Annotated in this window: 16 protein-coding genes; all 16 read right to left on the bottom strand. The window is 43.1% G+C overall.

The features are described 5' to 3' along the window. Positions 1-20: 20 nt before the first annotated feature. Entirely contained in the window at positions 21-326 is a 306-nt protein-coding gene (locus K4I03_RS08285; protein ID WP_002912062.1) for a hypothetical protein, read from the bottom strand. Positions 327-402: 76 nt separating this feature from the next. Then, on the bottom strand, positions 403-1020 hold the full coding sequence (locus K4I03_RS08280) for a DUF6287 domain-containing protein (protein ID WP_227964622.1): 618 nt from the start codon (positions 1018-1020) through the stop codon (positions 403-405). 50 nt (positions 1021-1070) lie between these two features. Then, positions 1071-1685 carry a DUF6287 domain-containing protein gene (locus tag K4I03_RS08275; protein ID WP_002897925.1) on the bottom strand — a complete coding sequence of 205 codons (615 nt, stop codon included), beginning with the start codon at positions 1683-1685 and terminating at the stop codon, positions 1071-1073. A gap of 71 nt (positions 1686-1756) precedes the next feature. After that, complete coding sequence (locus K4I03_RS08270) at positions 1757-2692, bottom strand: helix-turn-helix domain-containing protein (RefSeq protein ID WP_227964619.1); 936 nt, start codon at positions 2690-2692, stop codon at positions 1757-1759. Between the two features lie 352 nt (positions 2693-3044). Further along, complete coding sequence (locus tag K4I03_RS08265; protein WP_227964824.1) at positions 3045-3962, bottom strand: diacylglycerol/lipid kinase family protein; 918 nt, start codon at positions 3960-3962, stop codon at positions 3045-3047. 162 nt (positions 3963-4124) lie between these two features. Further along, the gene (locus K4I03_RS08260; RefSeq protein WP_227964616.1) at positions 4125-4778 is read right to left on the bottom strand and encodes a CPBP family intramembrane glutamic endopeptidase; all 654 of its coding nucleotides are present in this window, start codon (positions 4776-4778) and stop codon (positions 4125-4127) included. Between the two features lie 21 nt (positions 4779-4799). Continuing rightward, complete coding sequence (locus tag K4I03_RS08255; RefSeq protein ID WP_002929867.1) at positions 4800-5501, bottom strand: CPBP family intramembrane glutamic endopeptidase; 702 nt, start codon at positions 5499-5501, stop codon at positions 4800-4802. Next, positions 5498-6040, bottom strand: a complete 543-nt coding sequence (locus K4I03_RS08250; RefSeq protein WP_227964612.1) for a DUF3267 domain-containing protein — start codon at positions 6038-6040, stop codon at positions 5498-5500. Before K4I03_RS08250 ends, K4I03_RS08255 begins: the two co-directional genes overlap by 4 nt. A gap of 28 nt (positions 6041-6068) precedes the next feature. Beyond that, the gene (locus K4I03_RS08245) at positions 6069-6833 is read right to left on the bottom strand and encodes a DUF3169 family protein (protein WP_002925430.1); all 765 of its coding nucleotides are present in this window, start codon (positions 6831-6833) and stop codon (positions 6069-6071) included. A gap of 97 nt (positions 6834-6930) precedes the next feature. Then, complete coding sequence (locus K4I03_RS08240; protein WP_002896031.1) at positions 6931-7140, bottom strand: helix-turn-helix transcriptional regulator; 210 nt, start codon at positions 7138-7140, stop codon at positions 6931-6933. A gap of 18 nt (positions 7141-7158) precedes the next feature. Next, positions 7159-7491, bottom strand: coding sequence for a hypothetical protein (locus tag K4I03_RS12615; protein WP_002921810.1), 333 nt, complete (start codon positions 7489-7491; stop codon positions 7159-7161). 299 nt (positions 7492-7790) lie between these two features. Next, the gene (locus tag K4I03_RS08230; RefSeq protein WP_227964610.1) at positions 7791-8933 is read right to left on the bottom strand and encodes an acetylornithine transaminase; all 1143 of its coding nucleotides are present in this window, start codon (positions 8931-8933) and stop codon (positions 7791-7793) included. Positions 8934-8935: 2 nt separating this feature from the next. Next, positions 8936-9673, bottom strand: a complete 738-nt coding sequence (gene argB / locus K4I03_RS08225; protein WP_125348458.1) for an acetylglutamate kinase — start codon at positions 9671-9673, stop codon at positions 8936-8938. An 11-nt stretch (positions 9674-9684) separates the two neighbouring features. Next, positions 9685-10878: a bifunctional glutamate N-acetyltransferase/amino-acid acetyltransferase ArgJ gene (gene argJ, locus K4I03_RS08220; protein WP_227964597.1), complete on the bottom strand. Its 1194-nt coding sequence runs from the start codon at positions 10876-10878 to the stop codon at positions 9685-9687. A 17-nt stretch (positions 10879-10895) separates the two neighbouring features. After that, on the bottom strand, positions 10896-11918 hold the full coding sequence (gene argC / locus K4I03_RS08215; protein WP_227964595.1) for an N-acetyl-gamma-glutamyl-phosphate reductase: 1023 nt from the start codon (positions 11916-11918) through the stop codon (positions 10896-10898). A gap of 241 nt (positions 11919-12159) precedes the next feature. Then, complete coding sequence (alaS, locus tag K4I03_RS08210) at positions 12160-14778, bottom strand: alanine--tRNA ligase (RefSeq protein ID WP_227964593.1); 2619 nt, start codon at positions 14776-14778, stop codon at positions 12160-12162. Positions 14779-14783 lie beyond the last annotated feature (5 nt).

Here is a 14783-nt window from a genome sequence, read left to right as displayed (position 1 = left end):
GGTTTTGACTGACTATTAATCTATTGATTATCGTAGATATATTCTTCCAGATGTTCTGCGACTGTAATCTCAACTCCAGCCTCAGATGTTAGATAAATCACGGTACAATCATGAGCTGGGACAATAGGAAATAAAAAGGGTTTCATATTTTGATAAATTCTATACATCCGCCTTTGACTCGTTGGATTTTCAAGATAAAGCTTGCTGTCACCACCAGAAAAGTCAGCCGGCAGAAGGGCATAGTAAGCCACCAAAGCTCCATTTTCATCCAATACTCTAATCTTATTTAAGTCCTCAGCTATTTTTTTCATCATTAAGGTGGCCATTTTTTACTCCCTTCATATCTTTATCCAAATAAAGGTGGAGCTGGGAACATCATCCCTAACCCCACCTATACAGTCACTAATTAGATACGCGATAATACGGATGCTGTGAAGCAGTGATAGCATCGCTACCTAGTTGCAATTGTTCTTTTGGAGCAGGATTACCTGTCAAGGGCAATGCAGCACCTTCTGGAATAAAGAACAAGGGATCACTGCTACCAGAGCTATAGTACCCAAAAGATACGACATATTTATTATTATCAACTCTACCATTGTAAAAGGTATTATTGTCAATCACTTCTCCTGAACTTCGTTTGAGCACTGTTGAACCATTGCCATCAATAACAAATTGATCTCCCAAATCATTTTGCCAGGTACCAGCCACAGTAGAAAAATCTCCTGCCGCCAAAGCATTGACATCAATACCTGCTGCTGGAGTGGCTGAATCTTTCGTGTCAGACTTTGTTTCATTTTTAGGCTGAGCTTCAGAAGATGCTGACGCTACATCAGTTTCATCTTGGCTAGCTGATTGAATAGCTTTTGATTCAGACTTGACATCCGATTTAGAAGTTTGAACTGTTTGACTAGAGCTACTGCTTTGAGATGTTTGCTTCTCCTGCTGTTTGCCACAAGAAATAAGTAAGAAAACGGACGCAACAAGCGTTGTACTAGTAAGCAGAAATTTAGCATTTTTCATAAAGGGAACCTCCTCTAAGTTTCAAACATATAATAATCAAGTAAAATTAGTTAATCAGCTACTCGATAATACGGATGCTGGGAAGCAGTGATAGCATCTTGTCCAACTCGAATCTGTGCTTTAGGATTTTCGTTTCCAGTATCAGGCAAAACAGCTCCTTCAGGAATCACTAAAAAGGTTGCGCTGCTGCTACCAGCAGTATAAGCAAGAGTAGATACATAACTACCATCGCTTACTTGACCTTTTAGTAAAGTATAATCGCTGGATTCTTTTCCATTCAGAGTATGAGAAACAACCCCTTGATTATTCAATACTATCACATCCCCCAAATCATTTTGCCAAGTACCGGCTACAGTCGAAAAATCTCCTGCTGCCAAAGCATTGACGTCAATACTCGTTGCTGGAGTCGCTGGGTCTTTCGCGTCAGACTTTGTTTCATTTTTAGGCTGAGCTTCAGAAGATACTGACGCTACATTAGTTTCATCTTGGCTAGCTGATTGAACAGCTTTCGCTTCAGACTTAGAATCTAATTTAGAAGTTTGAACTGTTTGGCTAGAGCTGCTATTTTGAGATGTTTGCTTCTCCTGCTGTTTACTGCAAGCACCAAGCAAGACAATAGAAGAAGCGAGCGCAGTCGCAAGAAACATTAATTTTGCATTTTTCATAAAAGGACCTCCTTTAGGTTTGCCTAATTATAACACGAAAGATTTTGCCAAAACAGGACATAGATGTCCTGCTAGCCTTGATGATAGAGCCGAAGTTCTTTATTCCACTCCTCAGACATTTTTTTAGATAGAAAAGTATGACCTAACAATTTCGCCAGCGTCAGTCCCTCTTCGTAGTATTGTTGAGCCTTTTTCTCGTCCTTGTGTACGAAAAGCTCATATTCTCCCTCTAACATTCTTATCAGCGGTTTCTTTTGATAGTCCTCTGTCAATTCCATGATTATATTAAGTTTGTTGAGTGTATCTTTTGTATAAATGAACTCTTTTCGCTCGCACTCAATACCTGGGATTGTTAGTAGAGCATCTCGCATGAGAAAGAGATATTCATTTGGAATATAGTCAACTGACTGCAGTAATCGCCGAGCGATTCTTGTATATAATTCCTTATCAAACTTAGCTGACCGAATCTCCTCTTCATCTCCCACATAGATCTGATAGAGCTGGATGTAGAGTAAGTCATTCACGTCATAATGCTTTTTACTTTGCAAATCATCCAAATGCTGGGAAAAGAGAGTCATTCCATACTTCTGGAATTTCTCAGAAGTATAAGTATAAATCTTTGATTGCAAGATATCCATTACATTCTGCTCAGCTTCTGGCAAATCATCATAATAAACTTCAAAAATCTCATCTATGATATGCTCCAATTCGGACAAGACTTTGGTATTGCCATAAGTGGTCGTCCGAATCAGCTTATACTTCAAGCGCTGGTAATCAGCAGGTAGAGCTACATCTTCTTTTTTACTTCCTGTCAAGGTTGCCAAATCGACCTCTAGACAGGAAGCAAGATATTCTAAAGTAGAGAGAGTCGGCTGGGAAATGCTGGACTCCAAACGCGTTAACTGCCGTATAGAAAGCTTTGACTCATCACCACACAATTGCTCCTTGGTCCAGCCCCTATTTAATCGAAGCTGTTTCAAATGCTGTCCAAATTCTTTTCCTTGCATCGTCAATTCCCCTCCCAAATAAATCAGGAAACCTTTGCTTATGTTATCATGTTATTCTAGATTTATTATAGCATAACTGGAAAGATTTTACTAATAAAATTCTAAAAAGATTACTTCCTTTTCTCAGTGATGAAATCTACCTAACTGTTGCAACAGTTAGGTAGAGCGGAGCTATTGAGACCTTAGACTCAATAACTAGTCATGGAACTCTGCAGGAGGTCGCTGACGTCCGCCATCACTTGAGAAAAGTATGTAAATCTAAAAATTAGCATATTGCAAATATTAAAGGACCCCAAACTTAAAAGTTTGGAGTCCTTCTATCATATTCTTTTTTAAGCCTAAACACAAAAAACTAGCAATACACATTCAAGTGAGATGGCAAGACACGAATCGTTACTGGCAGTTGGTCGCCCTCATCTCCGTCAACGTTGACGCTAAGCTCTGCCTTATCGTCAGCCAACTCAACTGTGATTTCCTTAAAGGTCAGATACTCGATATTATTACTTTCTTCTCCATTGCCCGAAATCAAATCTGGAACAGAAACCAAGGTGTCCAAGAGATTTTTATCCTTAAGATACAAGAGATGAAGCAAGCCGTCATTGACAGTGGCTTCAGGGAGAATGCTCTCGAAACCTCCGATTGAGTTGGTAGAGCCAATCAAGAGTGTGCTGCTCTTTATCGTGCGCTCTTCTCCATCAATCTTTAAGTGAAATTCGTAAAAACTAGTATCCATCAACTGCTTGAAGCCAGAGATAAAGTAGGCAAACTTACCCCACTTGGTCTTGTCTTCAGAATCTACGTTGTTAATCGACTCTGGAATGGTTCCAATGGCAACCACATTCATAAAGTACTGGTCGTTAATCTTGCCAATATCAAGTGGCTTGACTTTGTTGATATCCAGATTCTGGATGGCTTCTTCAGCGTCTAGGGGAATGCCGAGAGCACGCGCCAAGTCATTGACCGTACCAAGTGGAAAGAAACCAAAGGTCGGACGATAGTCTAGTTCAGCCAGACCGCTGATTCCTTCATTGACTGTTCCATCGCCACCCATGACAAAGACGCTATCATAACGGTCTTCTGCGGCTTGCTTAGCAAAAGCTGCTGCGTCTCCGCCTTTTTCAGTATGCTTGACTACTACCTCATTGAAACATTCTGCCAGTTTTTCTCTTGCCAAGTCTTCATAGGACTTGGCTTTTTCGCCTCCCGAGCTAGGGTTGACAATTAATAGGACTTTAGACATAAGGAAACCTCTTTTCGTTTGATAGCTTATTATACCATCTGGAAAACACTTTCACAAGAATTTGAAACTGCTAGCTTTCGAAAGACCAGAAAAGCAGTTTAGTATTTAAAATCCATTCCACAGAAAAACACTTCTGCCGTTAGATTTTTCTGTCTAACTTTAGAAGTGCTGTCCTATATTTAACTTTTTCTACTAAAAGAAGACAATGAGAACAAAGGCAATTAGATTATTGGCCAAATGTAGCCCCATTGAGTAGCGCAGGTCCTTCTTAGCTAGATAGCCTAGGCCAAAGATTGCCCCCAAGATGAAGTAAACCAGAAACTGAACTAGATTGCCCGGCATGTGCAGAAGAGAGAAGAAGCTGGCAGATACAGTTAAATAAAGCAGGATTTTCGCTAAGCTATTTTGGTCGGGAAAGAGAAACTTAGCCAAAAATCCTCGTGTCAACAACTCCTCTAGAATAGGAGCAAAGATTACCATGTATAGGAAGGCAAAGGCTGGCTGCTGCTGAATCAATTGTACAGCAGTGTTCTGATTGGCAGAAGATTCAATAGGCACGAGCTGCTGGAAGATGATAAAAGCAAGCAAGAGGACGCTAGGAAGCCAGATAGAGCTGGTCAGCTTGGTATTTTTGATTTCCAGTTTCAAGTTTTGCTTATACCATTTCCACATGGCAAAAGAATAGAGACTTGCAAGTATGACAAAAATCGGCAAAATTAATAGTTGAGAAGTTCCTCCTGTCAGAGAATCTATAGTGAAGACAACTATAGCCGAAAATATATAGAAATAGGCCAAGAGAACAAGTATATAAAGTCCAAAATTAGTAAAGAAAGTTTTTAATTTCATAGTGATTCCTTATAGATTGATTTACTTAAACATGGCTAGCAGCAATATTATAGCCATGGGGAGATTGTTCAGGATATGAACCAACATGGAATCTTTTATATTCCCCCGACGAGCATAGGATAAATAAAGAACCAGTCCAAGTGCAAAATAAATTGGGAACTCTGTCAATTGAGTGATATGAGGCAGAGTGAAGACCACAGAAGTCACAATGGCAGCCAAAACTTTTTGATTATTTTTGAAAAAGAAGGCAGTCCCAAAACCGCGGAAAATTAATTCTTCCATGATAGGAGCAATAAAAGCAATCGTTGCAACAAAGAGCAAGGCAAAGAAGATATGCTGCGAAGACATCATTCCCCCTAGCCCTTGTATGGCACTGTCATTACTGGTCTGGGAATTGCCGCTCAGGATGAGATTGAGATAAACACCGACAATAGCAGCCACTCTGGCAAGGAAAAAGAATAGAAAAGCAAAACCGATATCCTTGCCAGACAGTTTGAATTTCTTCTTTTCTTCAGGCACATGCTTCTGATATCGCCGCCACAAGCTACGAAAAATTAAGAAAACTAAAATCAGATACAAGGCTACCAATAAGATTTCTGCATAAATAGGTAAACTCTTCCCGAGCCTTAAGAATAGCATCGGAGCAACATTTATAAGGAGGCTAAGAGCAATTAAGCCTATCCATTTTACAAGTCCTAAAGCAGTTGATTTGAAGTTGTTCATTTTGTATTCTCCTTTTGATAAATATTGATCCCGACTTCCGTATCCTCAACAGCGATTTCCCCCTTCTGCCGGAGAATAGCGGCAGCGAGGAAAAAATCTCCTGCACAGCCGGCTGCATGGAAGCTAGCAAGGACGATATAAGAAGCCGCAGTTAGAATATGCAAGCCATAGATCAAAGTCAAGGCTAGGCTAATCAGAAAGAATGGTGCCAGGATAATGACGAGCATCCTTTTCCGACTGTAACGACTGCCTGGGCTAGTCGCATAGGCCATGCCGCTCTTAAAACCAAACTTGACCTTGGTATTTTCATCCCCCAAGACCTTGAAGAAAAAGCCGTGGATCAGCTCATGAATGACCATTAGAACAAGGAGGTAGAGTAAGTCAAAAAAATGAAAAACTTCGCTACCCTTGCCATACATCAGAATAGCAATCCAAGTAAAGAGGGCTAGAAAAGGGAAAATCAGCAATACAGCCGTTATATTCAGAGTCAGATTGACCTTTTTATTATGGATAAAATCAAGTTCTTTCAGTAGTTTCATAATTTCCGCCTTTCATCGGGAAATAAGCTTATTTGAAATATTTTCTTACCATTGGATAATACATAAGATTGATATAGATATGGATCACCACTAGGACGACAAAACCGGAAACGACATTGAGGGGGGTGAAAGTTCCCACTATCCCTAAAACAATATAGAGGATTGGCAGAAGTCTCTGATTTACATTGAAGAGAATAAGATAGCACTGTTCATAATTGGCTTGCAGCTCTGACTCATCATAAGAGAGCACAAATTCTTTTATTTCCTCAGTAGTCGGAAAGGCTGATAGCTTATAGTGCCGCACCTTCTGAACTGTCTTTAAAAAGACAACTTGCAAAATAATATAAAGAAAGGCAATCGCATAATCTATAAAACTCCACTGAAGCGGGCTCTTATGATTAGTAATATTTCCAATAAAAACAACTCCAACTAAAATCGTAAAAAGAACGATAGCACTGCTGATATTAAAGACAATAGTCGCATATTCCAGATTTTTAAAGGTTAGCCGGTACCATTCATAATTCTTATCCTCATCTGCTTCTTTTTCATAGGCTTCATTGTATTTACGAGTCCGATAAATCAAGAAAAAGACCAAGGGATAGAGGATGATAAGGCTGGCCCTACCTAGCTGGCGCAGCAGTTGAACAGAAAAAATAGTCGACCAACTGATGTTTTTTAGCAGACCAGTTTCAGAAAACAAAATAGACAGACCACCTATTAAAGCTCCAGCTAGAAATATAAGGACATTATATAAAACTCTTTTCTGTGTAGATATACGTTTTTGCTCTTTCACGACTTCTTCTCCTTTATTTTTTTACAATAGATGATACAAGAATGCTGAGGCTGAAGGACTGTTTTAGCTCCTGTTGAAATGAATCTTAATTGGTTCTTCATTCTGCTTCCTCCACCAGCCGAAAGACATTCTCAACGTTTTCATTGAAAATATGGGCAATCTTAAGGGCAATCACAATCGACGGGGTATATTCGCCTCTCTCTATAAGGCTGATTGTCTGCCTGGAAACACCGGCCAGCTTAGCCAGTTCTGTCTGGTTGAGACCGTCACGCGCCCTCAACTCCTTGAGTCGATTTCTTAATTTCATTAAAATCCCCCACTTCTCCTAAAGCTCGATAGACCGAATGTCTTCAATACGAATCAGCTTGGTCTTGGTCTGACCTTTTTTATCTGTCATGCTCAGCTTGACCCATTCTTCATCCACATCCACTACCAGCCAGTTTACCAGCCAGTTATTGGTTCCAATTGACTCGCTCATAATTGTCGGCTTCTTTCCAATCATTTCTTTTAAAAATTGTGACATTGTTTTGTTCCCCTTTCTTTTTCTTTCTAAAGACTTTATCCGTCCCTGCATCCGTTTTAGCTTATTGGAAGAATCAATCCCAAAGATAAAAACCATAAAAGTCATCGGAAGCAAGAACCATAAGAATGCATTCATAAGCGTCCCTCCATTTCCTGTTCAAAAGTATTGTAACAGATTCTTTTCTTTTTGACAAGTATATTTGTCAAAAAAATAATAATCATTGTCAAGAACACCATTATCATAGACAAATAAGGGGCTGGGACAAAAGTCCTAGCCTCTCAATTGTCTTTGGATTGTCGAGCAAGACGCAGTGGTTGAGTGGGCTCTACTACGCTGATTTCATCAGCTTTTACAGCCCTACTCAACTGTGCGGAGGTGGGACGACGAAATCGAATTCTAACGAATTACCGATTTCTGTCCCACTCTCTTTTCCTTTATTCATCTAATTCTGAAAATACTTCTTTTAAAATAGCAATCCCTTGCTGAATTTCCTCCCTGTTGATAGTCAAAGGCGGCAGGAGACGGATAACATTCTCTCCGGCTGTCAGGATAATCAAGCCCTTCTGACGAGCGGCTTCAACAATCTTTGACAGACTGGCACTTGTTTCAATCCCAATCATCATGCCCAGGCCTCGAACAGCAGAAATATTTGGATGGTCCTGAAAAGCAAACTGCAGCTGCTCCAGTAAGATGGCACTCTTAGACCTGACTTCTTCCATAAATCCCGTCTCTTTCATGATATGCAAAGTCTCCAAGGCAGCTGCCATGGCTAATTTATTGCCACCAAAGGTAGAGCCGTGGCTGCCAGGTCCAAAAGCCGGAACCAAGCTAGATTTTCCTAATAGAGCGCCAGCGGGCAGGCCATTGGCCAGCCCCTTAGCCAGTGTCACAATATCCGGTATAATCCCATAATGCTCAAAGGAATAAAGCTGACCCGTGCGCCCCATACCTGTCTGCACTTCATCAACAATCAGCAAAATCCCCTCCCGTCGGCAAAAATCAGCCAAGTTTTTTACAAAAGCATCTTCTGCTGGACGAACTCCTGATTCTCCTTGGACCAATTCCAGCATGACAGCTGCCGTATCCTGATTGACCAACTCTTCTACGCTGGCCAGATCATTGTAAACCGCATAGCTGAAGTGAGGAACCCCATCACCAAATCCTTCCTTAATCTTAACCTGTCCTGTTGCGGCCATAGCGCCAAAGGTCCGACCGTGAAAAGATTGCTGAAAAGTGATAATGCCTTGCTTGCCAGTAGCTTTGCGGGCTAGCTTAATAGCAGCTTCATTAGCTTCTGCTCCGCTATTGCAAAAAAATGCCAAATAGTCATAAAAACCTGCCAGTTCCTGAGCCACCTGCTCTTGCAGAGAGCTAAGATAGAGATTGGGACTGTGCCAGATGCGCCCTGCCTGCTGTATCAAAGCCTGCTGGATCTGCGGGTGAAAGCCAAGATTGGTTACACCAATCCCCGATGAAAAGTCCAAATAAGCCTTTCCCTCATTGTCAATCAGATAGGAGCCCTCTGCTTTAACAAACTCAATGGGTGCCCTCTTGTAGTTTTCAAATAAATAAGTCATCGTTATCCCTCTGCTATCAAGGTGCCCGTCAAAAGATTGTCACCAATCAGAACCTGCCCGACACCGGAAAGCACAGTCTGGACAGCACTCTCAATCTTAGGAATCATGCCGCCCTTGATGACACCTGTCTGAATCTTCTTGGAAACCTGACTGGTCAGAAGCTGGGGCAGGACTTTCTTGTCCTCCAGAACCCCTTCTATATCTGTCATCAGAATCAGCTTCTCTGCCTGCAAGCTGCTAGCAACTGCCGCAGCTAGATAATCTGCATTGATATTTAAGAGCTCGCCAGCTGCATTTTCCCCCAGCGAAGCCAGCACTGGGACTATGTCCTCAGCTAGCAGCTGCTCTAGATAGGCAGTTTGAATGGCCGTCACATCACCGACATAGCCATAGAGGTCTTTGTCGATAAAGTCCGCCGAAACTGTCTTTCCCAAATGTGAAACCAGCTGAAGGCTTTCAATATCTGAGTCGTTCAGTTCTTGTGTCAGCGTCCGGCCGACTTGACCTAGCAAGGCCTGCTCAATAATGGGTAAGTCAGACTTAGCTGTCACCCGCAACCCCTTAACCTTACGAGTAGGCAGCTGGCGCTCTTTCATAAGTTGGTTTATGACCAGACCACCCCCGTGAACGACCACGATTTTCTTACCAGCTGCTATCCACGCTTGCATTTGCTTGATAAACTTAGTAGACAGCTTTTGCGCAGCAACACCACCAATTTTTATAACAATCACATCTTTCATTGCATTTCTCCTTAGGTTCTATAGAGGGCGTTGATTTTCACATAATCATAGGATAAATCGCAGCCCCAGGCCTGAGCTTCAGCGTCCCCATCGTGCAGGTCAATGGTCAAGGTCAGCAGCTCCCCAGCCATGGCATCACTCGTCTCCTCGGGGTCAAAAGCCACAGGGCTAGAAGCCTGCATGACTGGAATCCCCTCAATCCAAATATCAATATTATCTACCGAGACATCTGCTCCCGCATAGCCGATAGCTGCTAAGATTCGTCCCCAATTGGGATCTTGACCAAAAATAGCCGTTTTGACCAAGCTAGAGCCAACGACACTCTTAGCAATCATACGGCCACTCCGTTCATCCTTGGCGTGCCGCACATTAACTTCAATCAGCTTGGTCGCTCCCTCGCCATCCTTGGCAATTTTCTTAGCCAAGTCAGCCATAAGATAGCGGAGCATTTTAGAAAACTTTTCAAATTCTTCCGTATCTGGTAGAATTTCTTCATTTTGTCGGTAGCCGTTCGCCATGACTAATACCATGTCATTGGTCGATGTATCTCCATCCACGGTGATTTGGTTGAAAGTAGTCTCCACATGCTGACTGAGAGCCTTTTGCAAGGTAGCACTGGAAATATTGGCATCACAGGTGATAAAGGCCAGCATGGTCGCCATATTCGGATGAATCATGCCCGAGCCCTTGGCCACCCCCGCCATAGTCACCAAATCTGAGCCAAACTCTTCTGTGACTACACAGGTCTTAGTGCAAGTATCCGTCGTCAAGATAGCCTCAGCAAAATCTTCTGACTTGCCACTCACCAGAATCTGTGACAGACCATTTTTCAGAGCATCCATTGGAAGCTGCTCGCCGATGACTCCTGTAGAAGCCAGACCTACCAAGTCGGGCTCAATCTTCAGCTTTTGAGCAGTCAATCGCTGCATCTCACAGGCGGCGTCCAGTCCCTGCTGGCCTGTACAGGAATTGGCAACACCAGAATTTACAACTATTGCCTGCAATTTCTGGCTCTTTTGGATTGAGGCTTTAGTCACTAGAAGCGGAGCAGCAATGACCTTATTAGTCGTATAGACTCCTGCCACACTGGCCGGCACTTCTGATACAATCCAGCCAAAATCCAACTTCTTTTTCTTAAAGCCAGCGTGTAAGCCATCAGCCGAAAAGCCTAGCGGACTGGCAATCGTTCCATCAATAATCTTCATATCTAACCCTTTCTCATCTAGACATAGGAAGGCTGACTGAGCAGGCCATCTGTTTCAGGAAAGCCCAGCATCAGATTCATATTTTGAACCGCCTGACCAGCAGCCCCTTTAATCAGGTTATCCAGCACAGCCACAACAGTTAAAATATTTGTCACAGGATTATAGTCAAAACCAATATCTGTATAATTAGTACCGACAACCTGATGCAAATTCGGCAGATCAGCTTGGATACGGACAAAAGGCTTGTCCTGATAGCAATCTTGGTAAATAGCAGCCAGTTCTTCCCGAGTCAAAGGTTCCTTCAACTTGCTGTAAACCGTCGCTACGATGCCACGATTGAGCGGAATGAGGGAAGTTGAAAACTGAATCTGCTGCAATCTCTTATCAAAACGCTGCAATTGCTGCACAATCTCCGGAATATGCTGATGCTGATTCAGCTTGTAAGTCACATAATTGTCGTGCACATGAACAAAATGGCTGGATGCAGCTGGATTTTTCCCCGCCCCTGTTAAACCGCTCTTGGCATCGACAATAATAGAGCCCAACTCAATAGCTTGAGCCTGCAGTAAGGGAATCAAGGCCAACTCTGTAGCTGTCGCATAGCAGCCGGGATTGGCAATAAATCGCTCCCCCCTGACATCTGTAAACTCAGACAGCCCATAAATAAACGCTTTTTGGACATAGTCTTCAGCTGGCTCTTTCTGATACCATTTTTTATAAATATTCCCTGGTAAACGATGATCACCAGATAGGTCAATAACTGGAAATCCCGCTTCTACAAAATCTTTTGACAAATCTTTAGCCACTCCGCTTGACGTTGCAAAGAAAACAAGATCTGCTCGTCGCATTATTTCCTGACTGTCGAAAGCTTCTATTTTCAGGTCGCAAATCCCCTTCAAATGAGGATAAAGCTCTGACGCAGGAGCCTCCATATCTTGGCTGGCATGAAGGGAAACGACTTCTGCCTGCGGATGCTGCAGTAAAATACGGAGGAGTTCCATTCCTGAATAACCAGTTATTCCTACAATCGAAATTCGCATATTTTTAAAACACCTCCGTATAAATATGCGTTTTATTTTACTCGCATATTTTCCCTTTGTCAAGTATTTTCTGTATTTTTATGCAATATTTTTGAAAATATCATTATTTATTCTAAAACAATTCATACTTTCTTGCCGAAAAACGGCCTATTTGCTTCTCATATAGAGAAGTAAAGGAGCTGAGAGCACAGAAAAAGATCCGCCCAAAGAGCAGACCTTTTCATCTATCTGTTATCTAATATTACAACTTCTCAGCAACTGCTGCTAGCAGGTCTGGAATAGCTGATTGCTTGCTGCCGCCGGCCATAGCCATGTCTGGCTTACCGCCGCCTCGACCATCTACAATCGGTGCCAATTCCTTAATCAGATTACCCGCATGGACGTCCTTGGTCTTGCTGGCTGCAAGAACATTGACCTTGTCTCCAATTGCTGCGACCAGTATGAGAACATCTGAATAGTCCTTCTGCTTCCAAGTGTCCGCAAAGGTACGCAGGGCGCTTGCATCAGAAACAGAGACCTGACTAGCGATAAAGCTATGTCCATTTGCCTCTTGAACATTCTTGAAGACTTCACCAGAGGCCGCTGCTGCTGCCTTTTCCTTGAGCTCTGCATTCTCTTTTTGCAGTTGACGCAGCTGCTCTTGCAACGCTTCTACCTTGTGAGGCACTTCCTTGATTTGCGGTGCCTTGAGGGTCGCTGCGATAGCCTTGAGCGCTTCTTCTTCCTCGCGGTAGGCTGCAAAAGCTTCCTTGCTGGTGACTGCCAAGATACGGCGAGTTCCGGATCCGATCCCTTCTTCTTTGACAATCTTGAAAATGCCGATTTCAGAAGTATTGCCCACGTGAGTTCCTCCGCAAAGCTCGACAGAGTAGTCACCGATGGTTACGACGCGAACTTCTTTACCATACTTTTCGCCAAAGAGCGCCATAGCACCCATTTCCTTAGCCGTGTCAATATCTGTCTCTACTGTCTCAATGGCAAGGGCTTCCCAAATTTTCTCATTGACTTCTTGCTCGATAGCACGCAGCTCTTCTGCTGTCACTGCTTGGAAATGCGTAAAGTCGAAGCGCAGGAATTCTACTTCGTTCAGAGATCCTGCCTGGGTTGCATGGTTACCAAGAACATTATGCAGGGCTGCGTGCAAGAGGTGAGTCGCCGTATGGTTCTTCATGACACGATGGCGACGGCTATGGTCAATTTCCAGTTTATAGCTTTGACCCAGAGCCAGAGGAGCAAAAACTTCTACAGTATGCAGTGGCTGACCATTTGGTGCCTTTTGCACATCCGTAACTTGCGCTACCAGCTTGCCTGCTCCATCAAAGATTTGACCGTGGTCAGCTACCTGACCACCCATTTCTGCATAGAATGGTGTTTCTGCAAAGATGAGGGCAGCTGTTCCTGTCTCAACAGACTCTACTGATGCATCATCCGCCACGATAGCAAGGAGTTCAGCTATCAGCTCTTCTTTTTCGTAATTAAAGGCACTTTCTACGGTGATGGCCTGCAAGGTTTCATTTTGCATGCCCATTGAGCCGCCCTTGACGACAGACGCACGCGCCCGATCCTGCTGCTCTTTCATAGCCGCTTCAAAGCCAGCACGGTCCACAGTCATGCCTGCTTCTTCAGCGATTTCTTCGGTCAACTCCAGCGGAAAACCGTAAGTATCGTAGAGTTTAAAGGCATCTTGACCAGCAATAACAGTTTGTCCCTTAGCTTTCAAATCTGCCACAATTGTTTCTGCAAAGTGTTGACCAGAGTGCAGAGTACGAGCAAAAGATTCTTCCTCACTCTTGATAATCTTTTCGATAAAGTCTTGCTTTTCAAGAACTTCTGGGTAGTAGCTTTCCATAATCTTGCCCACAGTTGGAACCAGTTTGTAAAGGAAAGGCTCATTGATACCCAGCTTTTGGCCATGCATTGAAGCACGACGAAGAAGACGACGAAGGACATAGCCACGACCTTCATTTCCAGGAAGAGCCCCATCACCAATGGCAAAGGAAAGCGAACGAATATGGTCTGCGATAACCTTGAAACTCATATTGTCGCCATCTTGATCATAGACCTTGCCAGACAGTTTCTCTACTTCACGAATGATTGGCATAAAGAGGTCGGTCTCAAAGTTGGTCTTAGCCCCTTGGATAACAGCGACCAAACGCTCCAAACCTGCGCCCGTATCAATGTTCTTATGTGGCAATTCCTTGTACTCGCTACGTGGTACAGCAGGGTTAGCATTGAATTGTGACAAGACGATATTCCAGATTTCGATATAACGGTCGTTTTCAATATCTTCTTCTAAGAGACGGACCCCAATATTTTCTGGATCAAAAGCCTCACCCCGGTCAAAGAAAATCTCTGTATCCGGTCCAGAAGGTCCCGCACCGATTTCCCAGAAATTATCCTCAATCGGAATCAAATGACTGGGCTCAACTCCCATAGCAATCCAGCGGTTGTATGAGTCCTTGTCATCTGGATAGTAGGTCATGTAGAGCTTGTCTTTGGGAAAATCAAACCACTCAGGGCTAGTCAAAAGCTCGTAAGCCCACTCAATTGCTTCATCACGGAAATAATCACCGATAGAGAAGTTGCCCAGCATTTCAAACATAGTATGGTGGCGGGCAGTCTTTCCGACATTTTCAATATCATTGGTTCGAATGGCTTTTTGCGCATTGGTAATTCGAGGATTTTCTGGAATGATGGTTCCATCAAAGTATTTCTTGAGGGTTGCTACACCAGAGTTAATCCAGAGCAAGGTTGGATCGTTGACCGGCACCAAGCTGACAGATGGTTCTACTGCATGACCTTTACTTGCCCAAAAATCCAGCCACATTTGACGAACCTGAGCACTTGACATTTGTTTCATTTCTT

Source organism: Streptococcus sanguinis (genome assembly GCF_020729725.1).
GTDB classification, from domain to species: Bacteria; Bacillota; Bacilli; order Lactobacillales; family Streptococcaceae; genus Streptococcus; species Streptococcus sanguinis_V.
This window is presented reverse-complemented; position numbering and strand designations above follow the sequence as displayed.